Raw genomic sequence first — 18,967 nt, forward strand, 5'->3', positions numbered from 1 at the left:
GCCACAGTCCGCAAACTTGTGCCGCAGGGAGTGCCGCGCAGTGCCGCGCAGCACAGCGCGGCGCGAATTGTATGCAATGTTTGTAAAATCCCTGCTTGGGATGGCCGAAATACGGACTGTCGCAAGCCCCTTTCTTGCTAGCGCGTATATGGTTATTGTTTACGCGCGTGTGCGCGTCACGAAATCTGAAAATTTTGCACTCTCGAAGGAGGAGAAGATGGGTCAGGGTCAATCTTCGGTGTTTGATCTCGCTGCCGTTGCCGCGGCATCCAATGGGGGGAACAATGACCCGCTGCTGCCTCCGGCACGGTACATTGGCGCCCCGCAGAAGCCGAGCGATATGCCGTACACCAAGTATGTGGCATACGACAAGCAGGTGCCATTCGACTACCCGGAGCGCACATGGCCGGGCAAGCGGCTGCACAGGGCGCCGCGCTGGTGCTCGGTGGATCTGCGCGACGGCAACCAGGCACTCGTGAACCCGATGGATTCCGAGCGCAAGCTGCGGTTCTGGACCATGCTCGTCGACATGGGATTCAAGGAGATCGAAGTCGGCTTCCCGAGCGCTTCGGAGACCGATTACGACTTCATTCGCTTGCTCATCGAGCGCGAGCTCATTCCCGACGACGTGACAATCGTCGTGCTCACGCAGGCCCGTGAGCACCTCATTCGCAAGACTTACGAATGCCTGCGCGGTTGCAAGCGCGCCATTGTACACTTCTACAACTCCGTCTCCGTGCTGCAGCGCGAGGTCGTGTTCCGCAAAGACCGCGCGGGCATCAAGAAGCTCGCCACCGATGCCGCGCACCTGTGCAAGGAACTCGAGGGCGACGCCGAGGGCATCGACCTGTACTACGAGTATTCGCCGGAATCGTTCACTGGAACCGAGCCGGAGTACGCGGTGGAGGTGTGCAATGCGGTGATCGACGTGATCAAGCCGACGCCCGGGCATCCGATGATCATCAATCTGCCCGCGACGGTGGAGATGACCACGCCGAACGTGTTCGCAGACGAAGTGGAGTACGTTTCCAATAATCTGCGCGACCGCGATGCCGTGGTGCTCTCGCTCCACCCGCACAACGACGAGGGCATGGGCGTCGCCGCTGCCGAACTCGGTATGCTCGCCGGCGCGGACCGCATCGAAGGCTGCCTGCTCGGCAACGGCGAGCGCACCGGCAACGTCGATCTCGTCACGCTGGGCCTGAATCTGCTCACGCAGGGCATTGACCCACAGCTCGATCTCTCCGACATGCCGGGCATTCGCAAGACCGTCGAATACTGCAATCAGATCAAGATCTCCGAGCGCCACCCGTATGCCGGCAACTTCGTGTTCACCGCGTTCTCCGGCTCGCACCAGGACGCGATCAAGAAGGGGCTCGAAGCGCGTGAGATCGCCGCGGAGATGGCCGGCGTGGACGTGGAGAACTTCGTGTGGCTCGTGCCCTACCTGCCGATCGACCCGAAGGACATCGGCCGTTCGTACGAGGCGATCATTCGCGTGAACTCGCAGTCAGGCAAGGGCGGCATGGCCTACCTGCTCAAGGCGAATCACAATCTCGACCTGCCGAAGAAGCTGCAGGTGGAATTCGAGAAGGTGGTGCAGCAGCATGCCGACGCCACGAAGAAGGAAGTCAAGGACGGCGACATCTGGCATCTGTTCAAAGACGAGTACTTGCCCGTCGAGGAATCCGGCGCGATCGAGGCCGGCGAGGTGGTCGCCGACACGCATGACGAGACGCTCGACCAGTGGGGCCGTCTCAAGCTGCTCAAGGTGAGCATGTCGTCGGGTGAGGACGGTTCCGACACGCGCCTGACCGCCACCGTGCTCGACCGCGGCATCAACGTGGGCCGCGAGCCCGAGGTGACGCGCGAGATCGAGGGCACCGGCAACGGCCCGATCGCCGCGTTCCTCGACGCGCTCAAGAGCTTCGGCGTCGTGGCGTCCGTGCTCGATTACGCGGAGCATACGATGGGCGTCGGCTCGGACGCGCGCGCCGCCTCCTACGTGCAGTGCGAGGTCGGCCAGGAAGACGAGGAGAAGCGCGTCGTGTGGGGCGTGGGCATCGACTCGTCGATCATCACGAGCTCGCTCAAGGCGATCATCTCGGCGATCAACCGCTCCAACCGCTGACGTTGCGGCGCTGCCGTTGCGTTGATGCTGCACTGGCGGCCGGCAGGCGAATACGCCATGCCGGCCGTCGGCATGTGAGTAATAGGCATGCGAGCCTATGCGAAAGCCGCGGGTGTTGTGCCCGCGGCTTTCGCATAGGTGGCTCCGCTATCGCTGCGTCTGCTCGCCGTTTCCGGTGTTATTCTGGCTGCCGTTGTTGCCGCCGGTGTTGCCGTTCTGATTGCCGGAGTTCCCGGAATCGCCGGAATTCGAACCACTGTTGTTGCTGCCGTTGTTGCTGCCGTTGTTGCTGCCGTTGTTGCCGCCGTTGTTGCCGCTGGTGTTGCCGTTCTGATTGCCGGAGTTCCCGGAATCGCCGGAATTCGAACCGCCGTTGTTGTCACTGGGGTTGCCGCCGGTTTCACCCCCGCCATTGCCGTTGGTGTTGTCGTTCCCGGGTTGCGGCTGCTCCGGGGTCTTCGTGTTCTCGGGTGCGGTCTGCTGCTGCTCGTTCTGCTGCTGTTGCTGCGTGCCATTGTTCGTGCTCGGCACGTACCGCTGGCCGCCCAGACCCCAGTCGCCGTTCGGGCCGCCAATCTTGCCGTTGTCGACCGGCGTCGCGAAGGTCTCCGCCGGCTGCCCGGCGAGCGCCTGCGCCATGAACTCGGTGAACAGATGCGACGGGTAGCCGGTCGAGCTCACGCCGTAGCCCGCGAATTCCGGCACGATCTGCGATTCGCCGTTCTCACCCGGATTCCAGATTGCCCACACGTTCATCAGCGACGGCGTGTAGCCCACGAAGGAGGCCGCCGTCTCGTCGTTCGCCGTGCCCGACTTGCCGGCGACCTGACGGCCGAGCCTCGCCGCCGTGCCCGCCGCGGTGCCGTATTGCGTGGTGCCGAGCATCGCGTTCTGCACGAGCTGGCAGTCGTTCGCGTCGAACACCTGCTTCGTGCCGAGGTCCGGCTTGTACATCTCCTTGTCGCCCTTGAGCACGCGGTCGACAATGTGCAGCGTGTTCTTCGTGCCGTCGTTCGCGATCGTCGAGTGCCCCTGCGCGAGGTCCCACACGGTGAGCGAGTTGATGCCGAGGATGTTGTAGAGCGTGTCTTCCTGAATGTCGCCGCTGATGCCCGCATCATGCGCGATCTGGGCGAATTTCTTCGGCGTCAGATGCTGGTTCACGTTCATGAACACCGTGTTCACCGAGTTCGCGGTCGCCTGCTTGAGGTTGATCGTGCCCCAGCTCATGTTGAGCGCGTTCGGCACCTCTGCCCACGTGCCCGGCGTCGTTTCGAAGCGTTCGGGCGAATTGCCGTTGAACATCGTGTTGAAGTTCACGTCGTCCATTGCTGCGCCGAGCAGACCGAAGGGCTTCATGGTGGAGCCCGGCTGGAAGTTCGCCTGCGTGGCGTTGTTGAGCTGGTGCTTGAGGTAGTCGCTGCCGCCGTAGATCGCCTTCACCGAGCCGGTCTTCTGGTCGAGCGCGATGCCGCCCACCTGAATGCTCTCCGGCATGCCTTCCGGCCGGTCATCTCCCACCGTCTGCATGATCTTCTGCATGTTCGGGTCGAGCGTGCTCACGATCTTGTATCCGCCGGTCTCGAGCTCGTCTTTGGTGAACGCCTTGCTCGCCACGAGCTCGTTCTCCACGGTGGTGAGCAGGTAGCCGTTCGGCCCGGCCAGGTCGTTGCTCACCGACACTGGCTTCGTCTCGGGGAACTTCGCCTCGCTGGCCTGTTGGCCGGTGATGTAGCCGTCTTCGCGCATGATGCCGATCACGCGCGTGAATCTGCTCTTGGCCTGCGCCTCGTTCACCGCCGGGTCCCACATGCTCGGTGCCGGGATGATGCCGGCGATCATCGCCGCCTCGTCCACGGTGAGGTCTTTCGCCTCCTTGCCGAAGTACGCTTTCGCCGCCGCCTGTATGCCGTATGCGCCGCGGCCCAGGTAGATCGTGTTCATGTAGTTGCACAGCACCTGCTGCTTGTCCTGCGAATTCGCGATCTTCATCGCGAGTATGGCCTCGCGAATCTTGCCCGAATACGAGGTGGTGTCGCCCAGATAATACCGTTCCGCATACTGCTGCGTGATCGTGGAGCCGCCCTGCCGCGATCCCGTGGTCAGATTGTTGTACAGAGCGCGCGCCATGCCCATGATGTCAATGCCGCCGTTGCGGTAGAACGAGCGGTCTTCGGAGGCGACGATCGCGTTGCCCACGTAGTCCGGCAGCACGGAGCAATCTATGATCTCGCGGTTCTGCTCGGAGAACGAGCCGATCTCGGTGGTGCCGTCGTTGTAGTAGACCGTGGTCTTCTCGGCGATGGCGACCTTCTCCGGCTGCGGAATGTCGGTGGTCACATACAGGTAGGTGAACAGGCCGATGCCAATCGCCAGCAGACCGCCGAGCACGCCGAGCAGAATCTTCCACCAGAGTCCCTTTTTGCGGTTCGTGCGCTTCTTCGGGCCTTTCGGGGCGTTCTGCCCGCGCTTGGGCGCGCGGTGCGACGTGGACGCCTTGTGCGCGGCGCGCGGCGAGCTTGAGCTTGAGCTGACGGTACGTGCTTGGTAGACCATGCGTTCCACGGTAGTCAAAGACCCTGAAAAAACTCAAGATTGCGGGAGGAATCTGCACAAGCCAACCCGCGGTGTGCGGTTTTGAGATGCCGGCCGGGCAACAGATTGCATGGCGGGTGTCTGGCTGGCGAGGAACTGTAATCTGAGCGCGAACTTACGAAAGCGTAGCTTTGGCGACGTTTTCCAGCATGCCGACTATCTTCGGTATATATCTCTCGAATTGCATCGTGGGGATAAGAAGGTATGCTTAAAGGCGGAAAATCGCTCACGAGTAACACAGATTATTAGAGGAGTCGTTTCAATGAGCATTCGCGTGGCTATTGCCGGTGTGGGTAATTGCGCCTCGTCACTGGTGCAGGGTGTCGAGTATTACAAGGACACCAAGGACGAAGACAAGATTCCCGGCCTCATGCACAACAATTTCGGCGGATACCGCGTTCGCGACATCGAATTCGTGACCGCCTTCGACGTTGATGCCGACAAGGTTGGCAAGGACCTCTCCGAAGCGATCGGCGCCTCGCAGAACAACACGATCAAGTTCGCGGATGTCCCGAACCTCGGCGTCGAGGTGCTGCGTGGACCGACCCACGACGGTCTCGGCGAATACTACCGCGAGATGATCACCGAGAGCGACGAGGAGCCGGTGGACGTGGCCCAGGTGCTGCGCGACAAGAAGGTCGACGTACTCGTCTCCTACCTGCCGGTGGGTTCCGAGGAGGCCGACAAGGCCTACGCCCAGGCCGCCATGGATGCGGGCGTGGCCTTCGTCAACTGCCTGCCCGTGTTCATCGCCTCCGACCCTGAGTGGGCCCAGAAGTTCCGCGATGCCGGCGTGCCGATCATCGGCGACGACATCAAGAGCCAGGTCGGCGCCACGATCACGCACCGTGTGCTCGCCCGCCTGTTCGAAGACCGTGGTGTGCGTCTCGACCGCACCTACCAGCTCAATGTGGGCGGCAACATGGACTTCATGAACATGCTGCAGCGTTCGCGCCTCGAGTCCAAGAAGATCTCGAAGACGCGCGCCGTCACCTCCGTGGTGCCCCATGAGATGGATCCGCACAACGTGCACATCGGTCCGTCCGACTATGTGGCCTGGCTCGACGATCGCAAGTTCGCATTCGTGCGCCTCGAGGGCACGACCTTCGGCGATGTCCCGCTGAGCCTCGAATACAAGCTGCAGGTGTGGGATTCGCCGAACTCCGCCGGCATCGTGATCGACGCCGTGCGCGCCGCCAAGATCGCCCTCGACCGCGGTCTGGCCGGCCCGGTGCTCGCGCCGTCCTCCTACTTCATGAAGTCCCCGGCCGTCCAGCATGAGGACACCGAGGCCCGTCAGCTCGTCGAAGCCTTCATCAAGGGCGACGTCGAAGCCAACGAGGAGGAGCTCAACGCCGATGTCGCAGCCGCCAAGGCCGCCGGCAAGGACGTGTGGAAGGCCTGATTCGGCTTCCTGTGGCCTATGCAACCGTGGAAAGGGTGACGCCTACGCGTCACCCTTTTGTTTTCCCTACAATTCTCCTTCTTCTTCTTCTTCTCCTCCTCCTCCTTTGCGCTCCTTTGCGTAATTTGGGACATCTGCGGGCCTCCATCTGTCCCTTTTTACGCAGACGGATTTACGCAGACGGATTTACGCAGACGGGTGCGGACGTACACGTTGGGTTGGCATTGGGGCAGGGGTGGTGTACACTGGCTTACGCCTCCGCGTGGCACTATGTCACCCAATCCCCCCAGGGCAGGAATGCAGCAAGGGTAAGTGGCCTCTGGTGGGTGCGCGGAGGTTTTTCATATCCGCTCATATCTGCTCACTGTTCAGTTCTGCACGTATCGTGAATAGCATGAGCGAGCACGACGAGACGAACACCAATGCACAGCGCGCGCCGCACTCCGCGTCACCCGCGCCATCCGCACCCACACACTCCACTCCCGCAGACGACACACAGTGGAGCGTGCTGCAGGAGCGTGCGGAAGTGCGCGAAGACAATCTGGACTCGCAGACCCAGGACCCGCGTATCGCCGCACAGATTGACGCCGCCCGCGCGCGTGGCTTCGTGCCGCTGTCTGAAAGCGAAAGCGAGCGCACGGCCAAGAATTCGCCGGAGGATCTGCAAGCCCAAATCGAAGCCGGGCTCACGCAGGTCGATCCGCTCATGGTCCGCCCGCGCATCTCGAGCCGCATCCTGTGTGGGGTGATCGCGCTCGTGTTCGCACTGCTCGCGTTCGGCTCGTATCGGCTCGGTGTGCACACGCTCAAAGGCCAAGGCTATGAAGACCTCGTCATCGGCAATTTCGCGAACTACACGCCGCAGTGGCTGCTCAGGCATAATCTGGGACTCACCGATTCCGTGGTCGTGATCAGCGTGAGCATCTCGCTCGGCGCCATCGCCGTGTTCGTCGCGCTGTTGCGGCGCCGTTGGTGGCTCGCTGGCCAGCTCGTCGCATTCGCCGCCGTGAGTTTCGCCTGCGCGCGCGTGCTCAAACCGGCACTCCCTCGGCCACTGCTTATGCAGATTCATTCGTCCACCGCGAACTCCGCGCCCAGCGGACACACGATGCTCGCCATCACCGCCGGACTCATGCTCGTCTGCGCGGTGCCCCGGGCGTGGCGCGCCGCCTGCGCCCTGTTCGCCGCCGCCTACTCCATGCTCGTGGGCGTCTTTGTGATCGCAGACAAATGGCACCGCCCCTGCGACGTGCTCATGGCCGTGTTCCTGGTGGGCGCGCTCGCGATGCTCATGTTGCTGTTCACGCGCAGGAGCGGCATGGACCGCCCCGGCAAGCGCGTCTCGTCCGCCAGCGTGCAGATTGCCTCAACCGTGCTCATCACGCTCGGCATCTGCGGTTTCGCCTACGCCGGCTACATCATCTGGCAGATTTTCCCCGGACTCGAATACGGCGTCGCCTGGTCGACGGGCGGCGCGTGCATGTCCGCCGGCGTGCTCGTGATCGCGGTGAACGCGCTCGTCGTCGGCGCTGTGCTGGCCGTGCGCCAGCTCACTGCGTCGCCGCTCACACGTCTGGGCCAGATCGGCGCCCCGCCCGCGCCTCCGCGCCGCTGATTGCGCGGTGCCGCCGTCCTTGTGCCGTGCCGCCCTACCGCCCCTATTGCTTACGGGATGTCGTCATCTCTTATGGGATGTCACTATCTGCTACGGGATGTCTGCACTCAAGTGGACTTGTTCGAAAATGACAGTAATTTTGTTGTTAATTCCCTTAGTAATCAGCAAAATGTGTTATTTTTGATAATCTACTTTTCATTCCAAAGGAAATAAAACATCCCGTAGCAGAGGGAAGGTGTGAGGGCCATATGGGGCGCAATAGCTCGAAAACACGCTCCGCGCGCAAAAGTTGTGTGGAACGTGAGTAGTATGTGGACTCGTCAGGGAAAGTAAGGAGAGCGATCATGACCACCGGCAGCAAGCTCGTCATAGTGGAGTCTCCCGCCAAGGCGAAGAAGATCGGCGGGTATCTCGGGGACGGCTACACCGTTCTGGCGTCGGTGGGCCATATTCGCGACCTCGCACAGCCAAGCCAGGTGCCGGCGGACGAGAAGGCGAAGTTCGGCAAGTTCGGCGTGGATGTGAACGACGGGTTCAAGCCGTACTATATAGTCGGCCCGGAGAAGAAGAAGACCGTCTCCGAACTGCGTTCCGCGCTGCGCAATGCCAGCGAGCTCTACCTCGCCACCGACGAGGATCGCGAAGGCGAGGCGATCGCATGGCATCTCGTGCAGACGCTCAAGCCGAAGGTTCCGGTCAAGCGCATGGTGTTCCACGAGATCACGCCGGAGGCGATCCGCGCGTCGCTCGAACACACGCGCGAAGTGGACAACAACATGGTCGACGCACAGGAGACCCGCCGCGTGCTCGACCGCCTGTACGGCTATGAGCTGTCGCCGGTGCTGTGGCGCAAGGTGGGGCCGGGCCTGTCCGCCGGCCGTGTGCAGTCGGTGGCCACGCGCCTCATTGTGGAGCGCGAACGCGAGCGTATGGCGTTCGTGCGCGCGCCGTACTGGGATGTCGTCGCCACGCTGTGCGCCCCGGACGCGCTCGGCGAGCCGACCGATTTCGAATCGCGCATGATTGCGCTCAATGGCACTCGTCTGGCCACGTCCAAGGATTTCAAGTCGGACGGCACGCTCACCGACGCCGCGCGCACGGATGGCGTGGTGCAGCTGGGCGAATCGCAGGCCGGTGACCTTGCCGACGCGCTCGCCGACGCCCGCTTCCGCGTGATCTCGGTGGAGAAGAAGCCGTATCGCAGGCGCCCGCAGCCGCCGTTCACCACGTCGACCATGCAGCAGGCCGCCGGCAACAGACTCGGCATGAGCTCACGGCAGACGATGCGCGCGGCCCAGAGTCTGTACGAGAACGGGTACATCACCTATATGCGCACCGACTCGGTGACGCTGTCGCATGAGGCGATCGAAGCGGCGCGCGAGAGCGTGTCGAAGAACTTCGGCTCACAGTACCTTTCCGAAAAGCCCAAGCAGTATGCGACGAAGACCGCGGGCGCGCAGGAGGCGCACGAGTGCATTCGCCCCGCCGGCTCGCACTTCCGCGATCCCTCGCAGCTCGCCACGTTGCCGCCCGATCAGCTCAAGCTGTACACGCTGATCTGGCAGCGCACGCTCGCCTCGCAGATGGCCGATGCCACCGGTTCCACCGCCACCGCGCGCTTTGCGGCATCTGCGGGCGGACTCGGCGAGGCGACGTTCCAGTCGTCGGGCACGGTGATCGAATTCCCCGGCTTCATGCGCGTGACCGGCGAGCGCGGCGGCTCGGGCAAGAAGGGCGAGGAGAGCGCGTCGCTGCCGCCGCTCGCCGAGAGCGCCGAACTGCCGGCGAAGAGCGTGCTTGCAGACGGCCATGAGACGCAGCCGCCGGCACGCTACACCGAAGCGTCGCTTGTGAAGACCTTGGAGGCCAAGGAGATCGGCCGTCCGTCGACGTACGCGAACATCATCTCGACGATCATCGACCGCGGGTATGTGTACGAGCGCGGGCGTGCGCTGATCCCCAGCTGGCTCGCCTTCGCCGTGACCAGGCTGCTCGAGACGAAGTTCCCCAAGTACGTGGACTACCAGTTCACCGCAGATATGGAGAACGGTCTCGACCAGATCGCGCACGGCAATGAGACCGGTCGCGAATGGCTCACCCAGTTCTATTTCGGTTCGGGCGCGGATTCTGCCCGTTCGGCCGACGAGGCACATGAGGGCCTGCAACGTCAGGTCGCGCAGCTCGGCGAGATCGACGCCCGTGAGATCAACACGATTCCGATCGGCGACGGCATCCATGTGCGCGTGGGGCGCTATGGCCCATATTTGGAAGACACGAAGGATCTGGACGCCGAAGGCAATCCGAAGCGCGCCTCGATTCCCGACACCATCGCCCCCGACGAGCTCACGGTGGGCGAGGCACGCAAGCTCATCGCCAGCAATGCGGGCGGTCCGCGTGTGCTGGGCACCGATCCGGCCACCGGAGGCACCGTTGAGGTGCGCAACGGCAGATTCGGTCCGTATGTGGCGTTGGTGGCGCCGGAATCTGCACACGAAAGCGCCCCGACCGGCAAGAAGAAGGCCGCGGAGCCGAAGCCGAAGATGGCGTCGCTGTTCAAGAGCATGAAGCCGGAGACGGTCACGCTCGACGACGCGCTGCGTCTGCTGAGCCTGCCGCGCACCGTGTGCACGTATGACGAGGTGGATGCGAAGACCGGTGAGACGGTCTCGGTCACGATCAGCGCGAGCAACGGCCGCTACGGCCCGTACCTGACGAAGACGCGCGCGGACGGCGGCGCTTCGGAAACGCGTTCGCTCGAGTCTGAAGATGCGATCTTCACCGTTGACGAGACCCATGCGCAGGCATTGTTCGCGCAGCCGAAGTACGGTCGTGGGCGCGGTGCCGCGAAGCCGCCGCTGCGCACGCTCGGGCCCGACCCGGAGTCGAAGCGCGAGGTGAGCATCAAGGAAGGATTCTACGGCGCGTACATCACCGACGGCGAGACGAACCGCTCGCTGCCCAAGCAGTACGATCCGAAGACCATCTCCGCCGAGGACGCGTTCCGCCTGCTCGCCGAGAAGCGCGCCGCCGGGCCGAGCAAGAGGCGTGGCCGCAAGGGCAAGGCCAGCGCGAAATCGACGGGGAAGGGCACGGCGAAGGGCAGGAAGTCCGCGCCGAAGAAGTCCGCCACTGAGACAGCCCGCGACAGGCGCCGCAAGCAGGTGCGCGAGCTGGCCGAGCAGGGCTGGGCGAACACGCGCATCGCGAAGGAGATCGGCTCCTCGGCCGCCACGGTGAAGGCCGACGTGGAGTATTTGGAGGCGAACGAAGGCTTCAAGCGGCCGCCCGTCGTCCCAGCCAAGTAGCCATAGGCGTCCCTGGCCCGTGGGGATGGCGCATTTATTCCTTACGGGATGTCGGCAACCCTGACGCATCCTTTGCGCCGGTGTCGTCTGAAGTTTAATCCTTACGGGATGTCGTCAACTCTTACGGGATGTCAGTTTTTTGACCCCTTACCCTTTGAACGACAAGAGCAATGGCCATTTTCCAAGGTTTGATGCCTCGAATACTTTGGCCGTGACATCCCGTAAGCATTGACGACATCCCGTAAGAGTTGGTGACATCCCGTACGCACTGTTATCTCTTACGGGATGTCGTCAGCTGCTACGGGATGTCACCAACTGCTACGGGATGTCTCTCCCTGTTACGGGCCAGCTTGTTACGGGCCAGCCTGCTGCGGGCTAGGACACCCCTTACGGGCCAAGATGTCTCTTACGGGCCGGCAGTTTCTGTTACGGGCTAGGGCCAACCTCTCTATTTGGGATATAGACTGTTGAACAATGGCGGTTTTGTGTAACCGATACGGGCGTACCCCGCTCATTTTCCCTAGCCCGTAACAGAAACTGCCGGCCCGTAAGCAAATTGCTGGCCCGTAAGGGCGGTGGTAGCCCGTAACGGATAGTCTGGCCCGTAGCAGCTATCAGGGTAGCAGGTATCAAAATAAGCAGGCACCAGCGTGGCAGATGCCAGCGTTAGATAGGGAGAGGCGATGGGCGCAGGACTGTTCATTTCGTTCGAAGGCGTGGACGGCGCCGGCAAGACGACGCAGGTGAATCTGCTCGCGGACTATCTGCGTGCGCTCGGCCGCGAGGTGGTTGTCACGCGCGAGCCGGGCGGCACCGCGCTCGGCACGCAGATCCGCGCCATGCTGCTCACCACGAATCCCGACGAGGAGATCTCCCCGCGCACCGAGGCGCTGCTGTTCGCCGCCGACCGCGCCCAGCACGTGAGCGAGGTCATCCGCCCGGCACTCGAGCGCGGTGCCGTCGTCATCACCGACCGTTACCTCGACTCCTCGCTCGCCTACCAGTCCGGTGGCCGCGAGCTCACCGCCGACGACATTCGAACCTTAAGCATGTGGGCCACGAACAATCTGCTGCCCGCGCGCACCTACTTGCTCGACATCGACCCGCGCGCCTCGCACACGCGCCTCGAGCACGCCGAAGACCGCATGGAATCCGCCGGCGACGACTTCCAGCAGCGCACGCGCACGGCGTTCCTCGAGCTCGCGGCCGTGCAGCCGCAACGCTTCTGCGTGATCGACGCACAGCAGTCCGTGGGGGAAATCGCCGCGCTGATTTGCGACGACGTCGCGAATCTGCTTGAGTAACACCTATGAGTGTGTGGGATGCAATCGTAGGGCAGCCGAAGGTTGTCGAGGAACTCAGGCGCGTCGCCGAGGGTGACGGGCGCGGCGTGGCGCAGTCGTGGCTGATCTGCGGGCCGGCCGGCTCGGGCACCATGCAGGTCGCGCGCGCGTTCGCCGCCGCGTTGGAGAGCCCCGACCACGGCGAGGGCGAGCTGCCGACGAAGATCACCTCGCAGATTCTCGCAGACCGCTTCCCCGACGTCGTCACACTCTCCACCGACAAGGTGACGATCGGCATCGACGAGGTGCGTGATCTGGTCACGCTCAGCGAGCAGATGCCGAGCACCGCGCCTTGGCGAATCATCATCATCGAGAACACCGAACGCATGCTCGAGCGCACGACGAACGTGCTGCTCAAGGAGATCGAGGAGCCCTCCGCGCACACGATCTGGCTGCTGTGTGCGCCGAGCGCGCAGGATGTGCTGCCCACGATCCGCTCGCGCACGCGGCTCGTCACGCTTGGCGTGCCGGTGGCCGACGAGATCGCGACCTGGCTGGAACGCGAGGTGCGCGTGCTCGAAGACCCGACGAAGCGCGAGCGCGCGCGGGCGAAGGCGGTCGGCGGCCGGGCTGGCGCGAAGGCGGCGCGCTCCGGCAAATCCGCGAAGGCGCCCAAGCCGGCTCCCGCTCCCGAACCGCGCCCTGTTTCACATGAAACGGCAGTGCGCATTGCGCGGCTGTGCGAGGGGAATCTCGACATCGCGCGGCTTTACGCGCGATACCCGAGCGTGCTGCGCTCGCGCGACCAGCTTGTGAACAACGTGCTGAAGATGACCCGCGCATCGCAGGCGGTCGTCTTCGCGGGCGAACTGTATGGGTCCGCGCAGGAGCAGGCGAACGAACGCGCCGAGCAGGCGGCTGGGGAGCGGCAGGCGGAGTTTCGCAAACTCAACGGACTCTCGCCCGACGAGACGGTTCCCGCCGATCTTCGCCGCGCATACACCGCGCTCGCCAAGAAAGACGACATCAAGCGGCATGCCACGCGCATGACCCGCGATGTGCTCGACCGCGCGTTCACCACGATCGCCAGCATCTACCGCGACGTCGCCGTGTTTCAGAACGACGCCGAGGGGTCGGTGGGGCTCATCAACATCGAGAACCGCGACGCCATAGCCGAGCTGTCCGCGCAGCTCACCCGCGAGCAGACCCTCGCGCGCATGGACGCCATCTCCACCGCACGCCGGCGCATCGCGGGCAACGGCAATGCGCTGCTCGACATCGAAGCGCTGTTCTGCGCGCTGCTTCCCGAACGTCGCTAGCGTACTGCGTTATGGGAATGGCATGGCGTTCGGAGGCTTCCGTGGAAACCGCCAATCTGTAATCTGGAAATGGCAGTTTACGCGGAAATGTCTGCGCAAACTGCCGTTCAATGCGCGCGTGCTCGGCGTGAACAAGAAACGCACGGGCGACACGGTGCGCGATACTGGAACTATGTTAGTTTCCGCAGATTTCAACACCATCCCCGAACAGTATGCCAAGAACGCGCCCGATGACGCGCGCGTGGACGGCGTGCCCTGCGTCTCGTTCCCGTTCTACATCGACCATCTCAACCCGGCCGCCAAGTATTTGCACTGGGAATTCAGCGACCCGGATTCCATTCCGGTATGCGGATTCGAATGGATCCACTGGACCATGGCGAATCTGCCGGTCGCCGCGCTCATGTTCGACCCGTCCGACGCGCACGCCTTGCAGATTCCGCCGGATTTCTCGCGCCGCGTCACCGCGATGATCCCGGAGGCCGTGCAGGGCCGCAATTCGCAGGCGTCGCCGCTGTACGGGCAGGATCAGCGGAATCTGCAGCTCGTCGCACACTACACCGGCCCGCAGCCACCGGACAAGGACCACGGTTATGTACTGCAGATCTGGGGCACCACCTCGCCGATCGCCGGACTCGAACAGGGCTTCTGGCTCAACGAGATGCTGCACGGCCTCGAGCATTCGCAGGTCGTCGACGGCGGCGGCATCACGCTGATCGGCAAGTGCTGAGCTCTGCCTCGCAGTCCGTTTTTCGGAAGCATCCGTGCGTTATGCCGCAGTGAGGTCCCTCTGCGGTCTGTTTTGCGGAGTTTTCCGTATGCTGTGCCGCGGTGGGTCAGTTTCTTGGTCGTTCTTTCGGAAGCTTCCGTGTAACGGTACGCGGGAGTGGCATTCCGCGGTTCGTTTTTCGGATGCTTCCGTATGACTGACCGCAGATTAGCTGATTGGCGGTCCGCCTTACGGATGCTTCCGTATGCCAGGCCATGGGGGAGTCAATCTGTGGCGTATCTTTCGGAACCTTCCGTGTAATCGACCGCAGAAGTGCTGCCTGGCGGCATGTCTTGCGGAAGCATCCGCGCGATTGACCGCGGAGGGGGCGATTTGCGGCCCAGCTTTCGGAACCTTCCGCGTAACAGACCGCGGGGAGGGCAATCTGCGGCATATTTCACGGAAGCTTCCGTAAAACGGGCCGCAGATATGTCGTGCAGTGGTTCGTTTCACGGAGTCTTCCGTATAACAGGCCGTGAATGGGGCGATCTGCAAACCACATAGGCGCCCGCATATTCGCCCACATATCCACCTACGGAATAATTGGCCGCCCAGCACTGCCGGTGCGCGGCAAAGCGCGGTAGAACACTAAAGGAGCGAAGAGAAACCAATTCGTGAAATCGAGGAAGCAAAATGGCATGCACTACAATTCTGGTGGGCCGCGGCGCGAGTTATGACGGGTCGACGATCATCGCGCGCAATGAAGACGACGAGCCCGGCTCGTTCAACAACAAGAAGCTCATCATCGTGCGGCCTGAAGACCAGCCGCGCACCTACACAAGCGTGAACGGTCACCTGACGATCGAGCTGCCCGACGATCCGCTGCAGTATTCCGAGACCCCGAATTCGTTCACGAGCGACGGCGTGTGGGGCGAGGCCGGTATCAACGAGGCGAACGTGGCGATGACGGCCACCGAGACGATCACGTCGAACGCGCGCGCGCTCGGCGCAGACCCGCTCGTGCCGTACACGCCGGCGATCGGCAAGCCCGGCGACGCGAATTACGTGCCCGCAGTGGCCGGCGGCATTGGCGAGGAGGATCTCGTCACAATCGTGCTGCCGTACATTCACACCGCTCGCGAGGGCGTGGAGCGCTTGGGCTCGCTGCTCGAGGAATATGGCACGTACGAAAGCAACGGCATTGGCTTCTCCGATTCGCATGAGGTGTGGTGGATCGAGACGGTGGGCGGTCATCATTGGATCGCGCGCCGCGTGCCGGATGACTGCTACGTGGTGAATCCGAACCGCCTGGGCATCGACGAGTTCGATTTCGAAGATGCGTTCGGCGAGCAGCGCGACTACATGTGCTCCGCCGATCTGCGCGAATTCATGCGCATGCATCACCTCGACGTCGACTATGCGCTCGAAGGCCAGTTCGACCCGCGCGACGCGTTCGGCTCGCACTCCGACATGGACCATGTGTACAACACACCGCGCGCGTGGATGATCGAGCGCTACTTCAATCCGCTCGACGAGACGTGGGAGGGCCCGGACGCTGACCTGACGCCATCCAGCGACGACATTCCGTGGTGCCGCCAGCCCGACCACAAGATTACGATCGAAGACGTCGACTACGCGCTCGCCATGCACTACCAGGGCACGAAGTTCGACCCGTACGGCAAGCTCGGCACCGAGGCGACCCGTCACCTGTATCGTCCTGCCGGCATCAACCGCACCTGCGAACGCTCGATCATGCAGATTCGCCCGTACGCTCCACAAGCCGATCGCGCAATCCACTGGATCACGTTCGCCGCCACCCCGTTCAATGCCACCGTGCCGTTCTTCGCGAACGTCGACGCGATGCCGGACTACGTGAGCAACACGACGCCGGAGGTCACGCTCGACAGTTATTACTGGGCGAGCAGATTCCTCGCCGTGCTGGGTGACTCGGATTACTCCGGCACCGCCGAGCCGATCGCCCACTACAAGCAGACCGTTGCCGCGCTTGGGCATCAGATGGTCTTCGCCACCGACGAGCAGCTCGCCCGTCTCGGTGGCAAAGACACGCGCGACGCCGCCGCCCGCGAACGCGAGGACGAGCAGGAGGCGCTGCCCGCCGACGTGGAGCCGATGAAGCCCGCAGACGTGGTGAAGGCCACGCGCGATGAGAAGACCCGCGAGGTGCTGGCCGCCGCCAACGAGAACATGGCCAAGCAGCTCAAGGCCCAGACCCAGACGATTCTCGCCCAGTGCCTGCAGGCCACGAGCGTGAACATGAAGGACGCCTTCAGCATGGCCGACTTCTAAATCGGTCTGCTCCCAACAATCCAGCCCAACCTATGGCCTCTTTCCGGCATCAAAGGCTGGGCTGTTTCTTATTCCTTCTCACTATTCCATATTCTTATTCCTTACGGGATGTCTTTATTCCCTACGGGATGTTTTCTTTCTCTCGTAATATATTAAAATGCTCAAAATCTATCAAAATGGCGCATGCGGCTCGGTGCATTACGACAAAAATAACGTCATTGCGAACATTTTCACACAGGTCTACTTGGGGCAAGACATCCCGTAAGAAATAACGACATCCCGTAAGGGGTTAAGAGAGGCCGGGGAGGGTTAAGAAAGGCCGGGGAGGGGTTAAGAGAAGCTGGGGCCTCAAAAATGCCCTAGAGAGCCGGGGGTGAGAATGCGGGGCTGACGAATCGCCGAGGAACTGCGACAATCTCAGCATATGAACTTCGCATATCGCATCATGGGTGGTGCATGTGTGGAGAATCTGTAAACTTCTACAATGTTCGAAAAACAACAGACGAGCTGAGGAGAATCATGGGCTGCACCACACTGCTAGTAGGCAGAGACGCGAGTTACGACGGGTCGACGATCATCGCGCGCAATGAAGACAGCTGCAACGGCGAATTCGACCCGAAGCAGTTCATCATTGTGAAGCCGCAGGACCAGCCGCGCAATTACCGCGCGGTGATCTCGCATGTGCAGATCGAGCTGCCCGATGATCCGCTGCAATATTCGAGTGTGCCGAACGCGGACCGCAAGCAGGGGATCTGGGGCGAAGCCGGCGTGAACGAAGCGAACGTGGCGATGAGCGCCACCGAGACGCTCACGACGAACGAGCGCGTGCTCGGTGCCGACCCGCTCGTCGAGTATGTGCCAGCGCAAGGCAAGCCGGGCGACGCGGACTACGAGCCTGAGGTCGCCGGCGGCATTGGCGAGGAGGACTTCCTCACCATCGTGCTGCCGTATGTCAAGACCGCGCGCGAGGGCGTCGCACGCCTGGGCGCGCTGCTCGAGGAGTATGGCACGTACGAGATGAACGGCGTCGCATTCAGCGATGCGAACGAGATCTGGTGGCTCGAGACAGTAGGCGGCCACCACTGGATCGCACGCCGCGTGCCAGATGACTGCTACGTGACGATGCCGAATCAGCTCGGCATTGACGAGTTCGACGTCGAAGACGGCATCGGCGAGCAGGTCAACTACATGTGCAGTGCCGACATGCGCGACTTCATCGAGCGGAATCATCTCGATCTCGCGGTGGAGGGGTCCATGCCGTTCTCGCCGCGCGACGCGTTCGGCTCGCACTCCGACTCCGACCATGTGTACAACACGCCGCGCGCGTGGTATATGCAGCGCTATTTCAATCCGTTCGACGAGGTGTGGGACGGCCCGGACGCCGACCACAAGCCGAATTCCGACGACATTCCGTGGTGCCGTCAGCCCGACCGCAAGATCTCGATGGAAGATGTGAAGTACATTCTGAGCTCACACTACCAGGAGACCCCGTTCGACCCGTACGGTTCGCTCGGTGACGCGGCGTCGCGCACGCGCTTCCGCCCGATCGGCATCAATCGCACGAATCATCTGGCCGTCATGCAGATTCGCCCGTACCGCCCGCAGGTCAACCGCGCGGTGCAGTGGCTTGCCTATGGTTCGAATCCGTTCAACGCGATGGTCCCGTTCTTCCCGAACGTCGACGACACGCCCGCCTACCTGCGCGACACGACCACGCGCGTGACCTCCGAGAATTTCTACTGGGCGAACAGATTGATCGGCGTGCTGTGCGACGCGCAGTTCGCCGAGACCGCGAACGCCGTGGAGACCTACCAGCAGAAAGTCGGCGCGCTTGGCCATGCCATGGTGCGTGCTGCCGACGAGCAGGTGAATAGATTGGGCGGCACAGCCGTGCTCGAGGCCGCGTCCCGTGAGCGCGAGGCCAACGCCGAGTTCGCCGAAGACGAGCTCGTGGAAGACGTGCAGCCGATGAGCCCGGATGAGATCATCACCGCCGTGCGCAACCCGGAGGTGCGCGAGGTGCTGGCCACGGCGAACGACGATTTGGCGCGCAAACTCAAGAAGGAGACCGAGAAGCTGCTCGACTCCGCGCTGTTCACGTCGAGCCTCGCGATGAAGAACCACTTCGCGATGTCCGACAACTGATCCTCTCCTGCGCCATCCCTCCCGCTCGCCTCCCAACCCCACGGCAGTCGTGAGGTTGGGAGGCGAGCGGCCCCGGAGAACGCTTTGGTGTGGCGCTTTCCGCTTTGGTGTGACGGTGCCTTCCAGAGAGCCGAACTGCGAATGGCGGAATTCCGC

The 18,967-nt window shown here is 62.8% G+C and carries 10 protein-coding genes and 1 other RNA gene; 10 read left to right on the forward strand and 1 reads right to left on the reverse strand.

Annotation, left to right across the window (positions count from 1 at the left end):
* The first annotated feature begins 217 nt into the window (after positions 1 to 217).
* The gene (leuA, locus tag OGI63_RS00845) at positions 218 to 2,131 is read left to right on the forward strand and encodes a 2-isopropylmalate synthase (protein WP_004218524.1); all 1,914 of its coding nucleotides are present in this window, start codon (positions 218 to 220) and stop codon (positions 2,129 to 2,131) included.
* 147 nt (positions 2,132 to 2,278) lie between these two features.
* Here the strand turns inward: leuA and OGI63_RS00850 are convergent, their stop codons facing one another.
* A complete protein-coding gene (locus OGI63_RS00850; RefSeq protein ID WP_004268987.1) occupies positions 2,279 to 4,687 on the reverse strand; it encodes a transglycosylase domain-containing protein in 2,409 nt (802 codons plus the stop codon).
* 301 nt (positions 4,688 to 4,988) lie between these two features.
* Here OGI63_RS00850 and OGI63_RS00855 point away from each other — a divergent pair, with 301 nt between their 5' ends.
* From OGI63_RS00855 to OGI63_RS00895, 9 genes are all read left to right on the forward strand, one after another.
* A complete protein-coding gene (locus OGI63_RS00855) occupies positions 4,989 to 6,131 on the forward strand; it encodes an inositol-3-phosphate synthase (RefSeq protein ID WP_004219311.1) in 1,143 nt (380 codons plus the stop codon).
* 249 nt (positions 6,132 to 6,380) lie between these two features.
* An RNA gene (gene ffs / locus OGI63_RS00860) (signal recognition particle sRNA small type) lies at positions 6,381 to 6,477 on the forward strand.
* Positions 6,478 to 6,525: 48 nt separating this feature from the next.
* Complete coding sequence (locus tag OGI63_RS00865) at positions 6,526 to 7,746, forward strand: phosphatase PAP2 family protein (protein ID WP_004219310.1); 1,221 nt, start codon at positions 6,526 to 6,528, stop codon at positions 7,744 to 7,746.
* A 344-nt stretch (positions 7,747 to 8,090) separates the two neighbouring features.
* The gene (topA, locus tag OGI63_RS00870; protein ID WP_004219309.1) at positions 8,091 to 11,051 is read left to right on the forward strand and encodes a type I DNA topoisomerase; all 2,961 of its coding nucleotides are present in this window, start codon (positions 8,091 to 8,093) and stop codon (positions 11,049 to 11,051) included.
* 683 nt (positions 11,052 to 11,734) lie between these two features.
* A complete protein-coding gene (gene tmk, locus OGI63_RS00875) occupies positions 11,735 to 12,355 on the forward strand; it encodes a dTMP kinase (protein ID WP_004219308.1) in 621 nt (206 codons plus the stop codon).
* Between the two features lie 5 nt (positions 12,356 to 12,360).
* Positions 12,361 to 13,653 carry a DNA polymerase III subunit delta' gene (locus tag OGI63_RS00880; RefSeq protein ID WP_004219307.1) on the forward strand — a complete coding sequence of 431 codons (1,293 nt, stop codon included), beginning with the start codon at positions 12,361 to 12,363 and terminating at the stop codon, positions 13,651 to 13,653.
* A gap of 22 nt (positions 13,654 to 13,675) precedes the next feature.
* Positions 13,676 to 14,380, forward strand: a complete 705-nt coding sequence (locus OGI63_RS00885; RefSeq protein WP_004219306.1) for a YbhB/YbcL family Raf kinase inhibitor-like protein — start codon at positions 13,676 to 13,678, stop codon at positions 14,378 to 14,380.
* A 672-nt stretch (positions 14,381 to 15,052) separates the two neighbouring features.
* Positions 15,053 to 16,666 (forward strand): C69 family dipeptidase, encoded by a 1,614-nt coding sequence (locus tag OGI63_RS00890; protein ID WP_004219305.1) that lies wholly within the window; start codon positions 15,053 to 15,055, stop codon positions 16,664 to 16,666.
* A gap of 519 nt (positions 16,667 to 17,185) precedes the next feature.
* The gene (locus OGI63_RS00895; protein WP_004219304.1) at positions 17,186 to 18,811 is read left to right on the forward strand and encodes a C69 family dipeptidase; all 1,626 of its coding nucleotides are present in this window, start codon (positions 17,186 to 17,188) and stop codon (positions 18,809 to 18,811) included.
* The last annotated feature ends 156 nt before the right edge of the window (positions 18,812 to 18,967 follow it).

This window comes from Bifidobacterium sp. KRGSERBCFTRI (assembly GCF_025908335.1).

Excerpts from the sequence above, each read along its gene's own strand:
- leuA (WP_004218524.1), top strand. The coding sequence starts at position 218 with ATGGGTCAGGGTCAATCTTCGGTGTTTGATCTCGCTGCCGTTGCCGCG.
- OGI63_RS00880 (WP_004219307.1), top strand. The coding sequence starts at position 12,361 with ATGAGTGTGTGGGATGCAATCGTAGGGCAGCCGAAGGTTGTCGAGGAA.
- topA (WP_004219309.1), top strand. The coding sequence starts at position 8,091 with ATGACCACCGGCAGCAAGCTCGTCATAGTGGAGTCTCCCGCCAAGGCG.
- OGI63_RS00885 (WP_004219306.1), top strand. The coding sequence starts at position 13,676 with ATGGCGTTCGGAGGCTTCCGTGGAAACCGCCAATCTGTAATCTGGAAA.
- OGI63_RS00865 (WP_004219310.1), top strand. The coding sequence starts at position 6,526 with ATGAGCGAGCACGACGAGACGAACACCAATGCACAGCGCGCGCCGCAC.
- OGI63_RS00855 (WP_004219311.1), top strand. The coding sequence starts at position 4,989 with ATGAGCATTCGCGTGGCTATTGCCGGTGTGGGTAATTGCGCCTCGTCA.
- OGI63_RS00895 (WP_004219304.1), top strand. The coding sequence starts at position 17,186 with ATGGGCTGCACCACACTGCTAGTAGGCAGAGACGCGAGTTACGACGGG.
- OGI63_RS00890 (WP_004219305.1), top strand. The coding sequence starts at position 15,053 with ATGGCATGCACTACAATTCTGGTGGGCCGCGGCGCGAGTTATGACGGG.
- tmk (WP_004219308.1), top strand. The coding sequence starts at position 11,735 with ATGGGCGCAGGACTGTTCATTTCGTTCGAAGGCGTGGACGGCGCCGGC.
- OGI63_RS00850 (WP_004268987.1), bottom strand. The coding sequence starts at position 4,687 with ATGGTCTACCAAGCACGTACCGTCAGCTCAAGCTCAAGCTCGCCGCGC.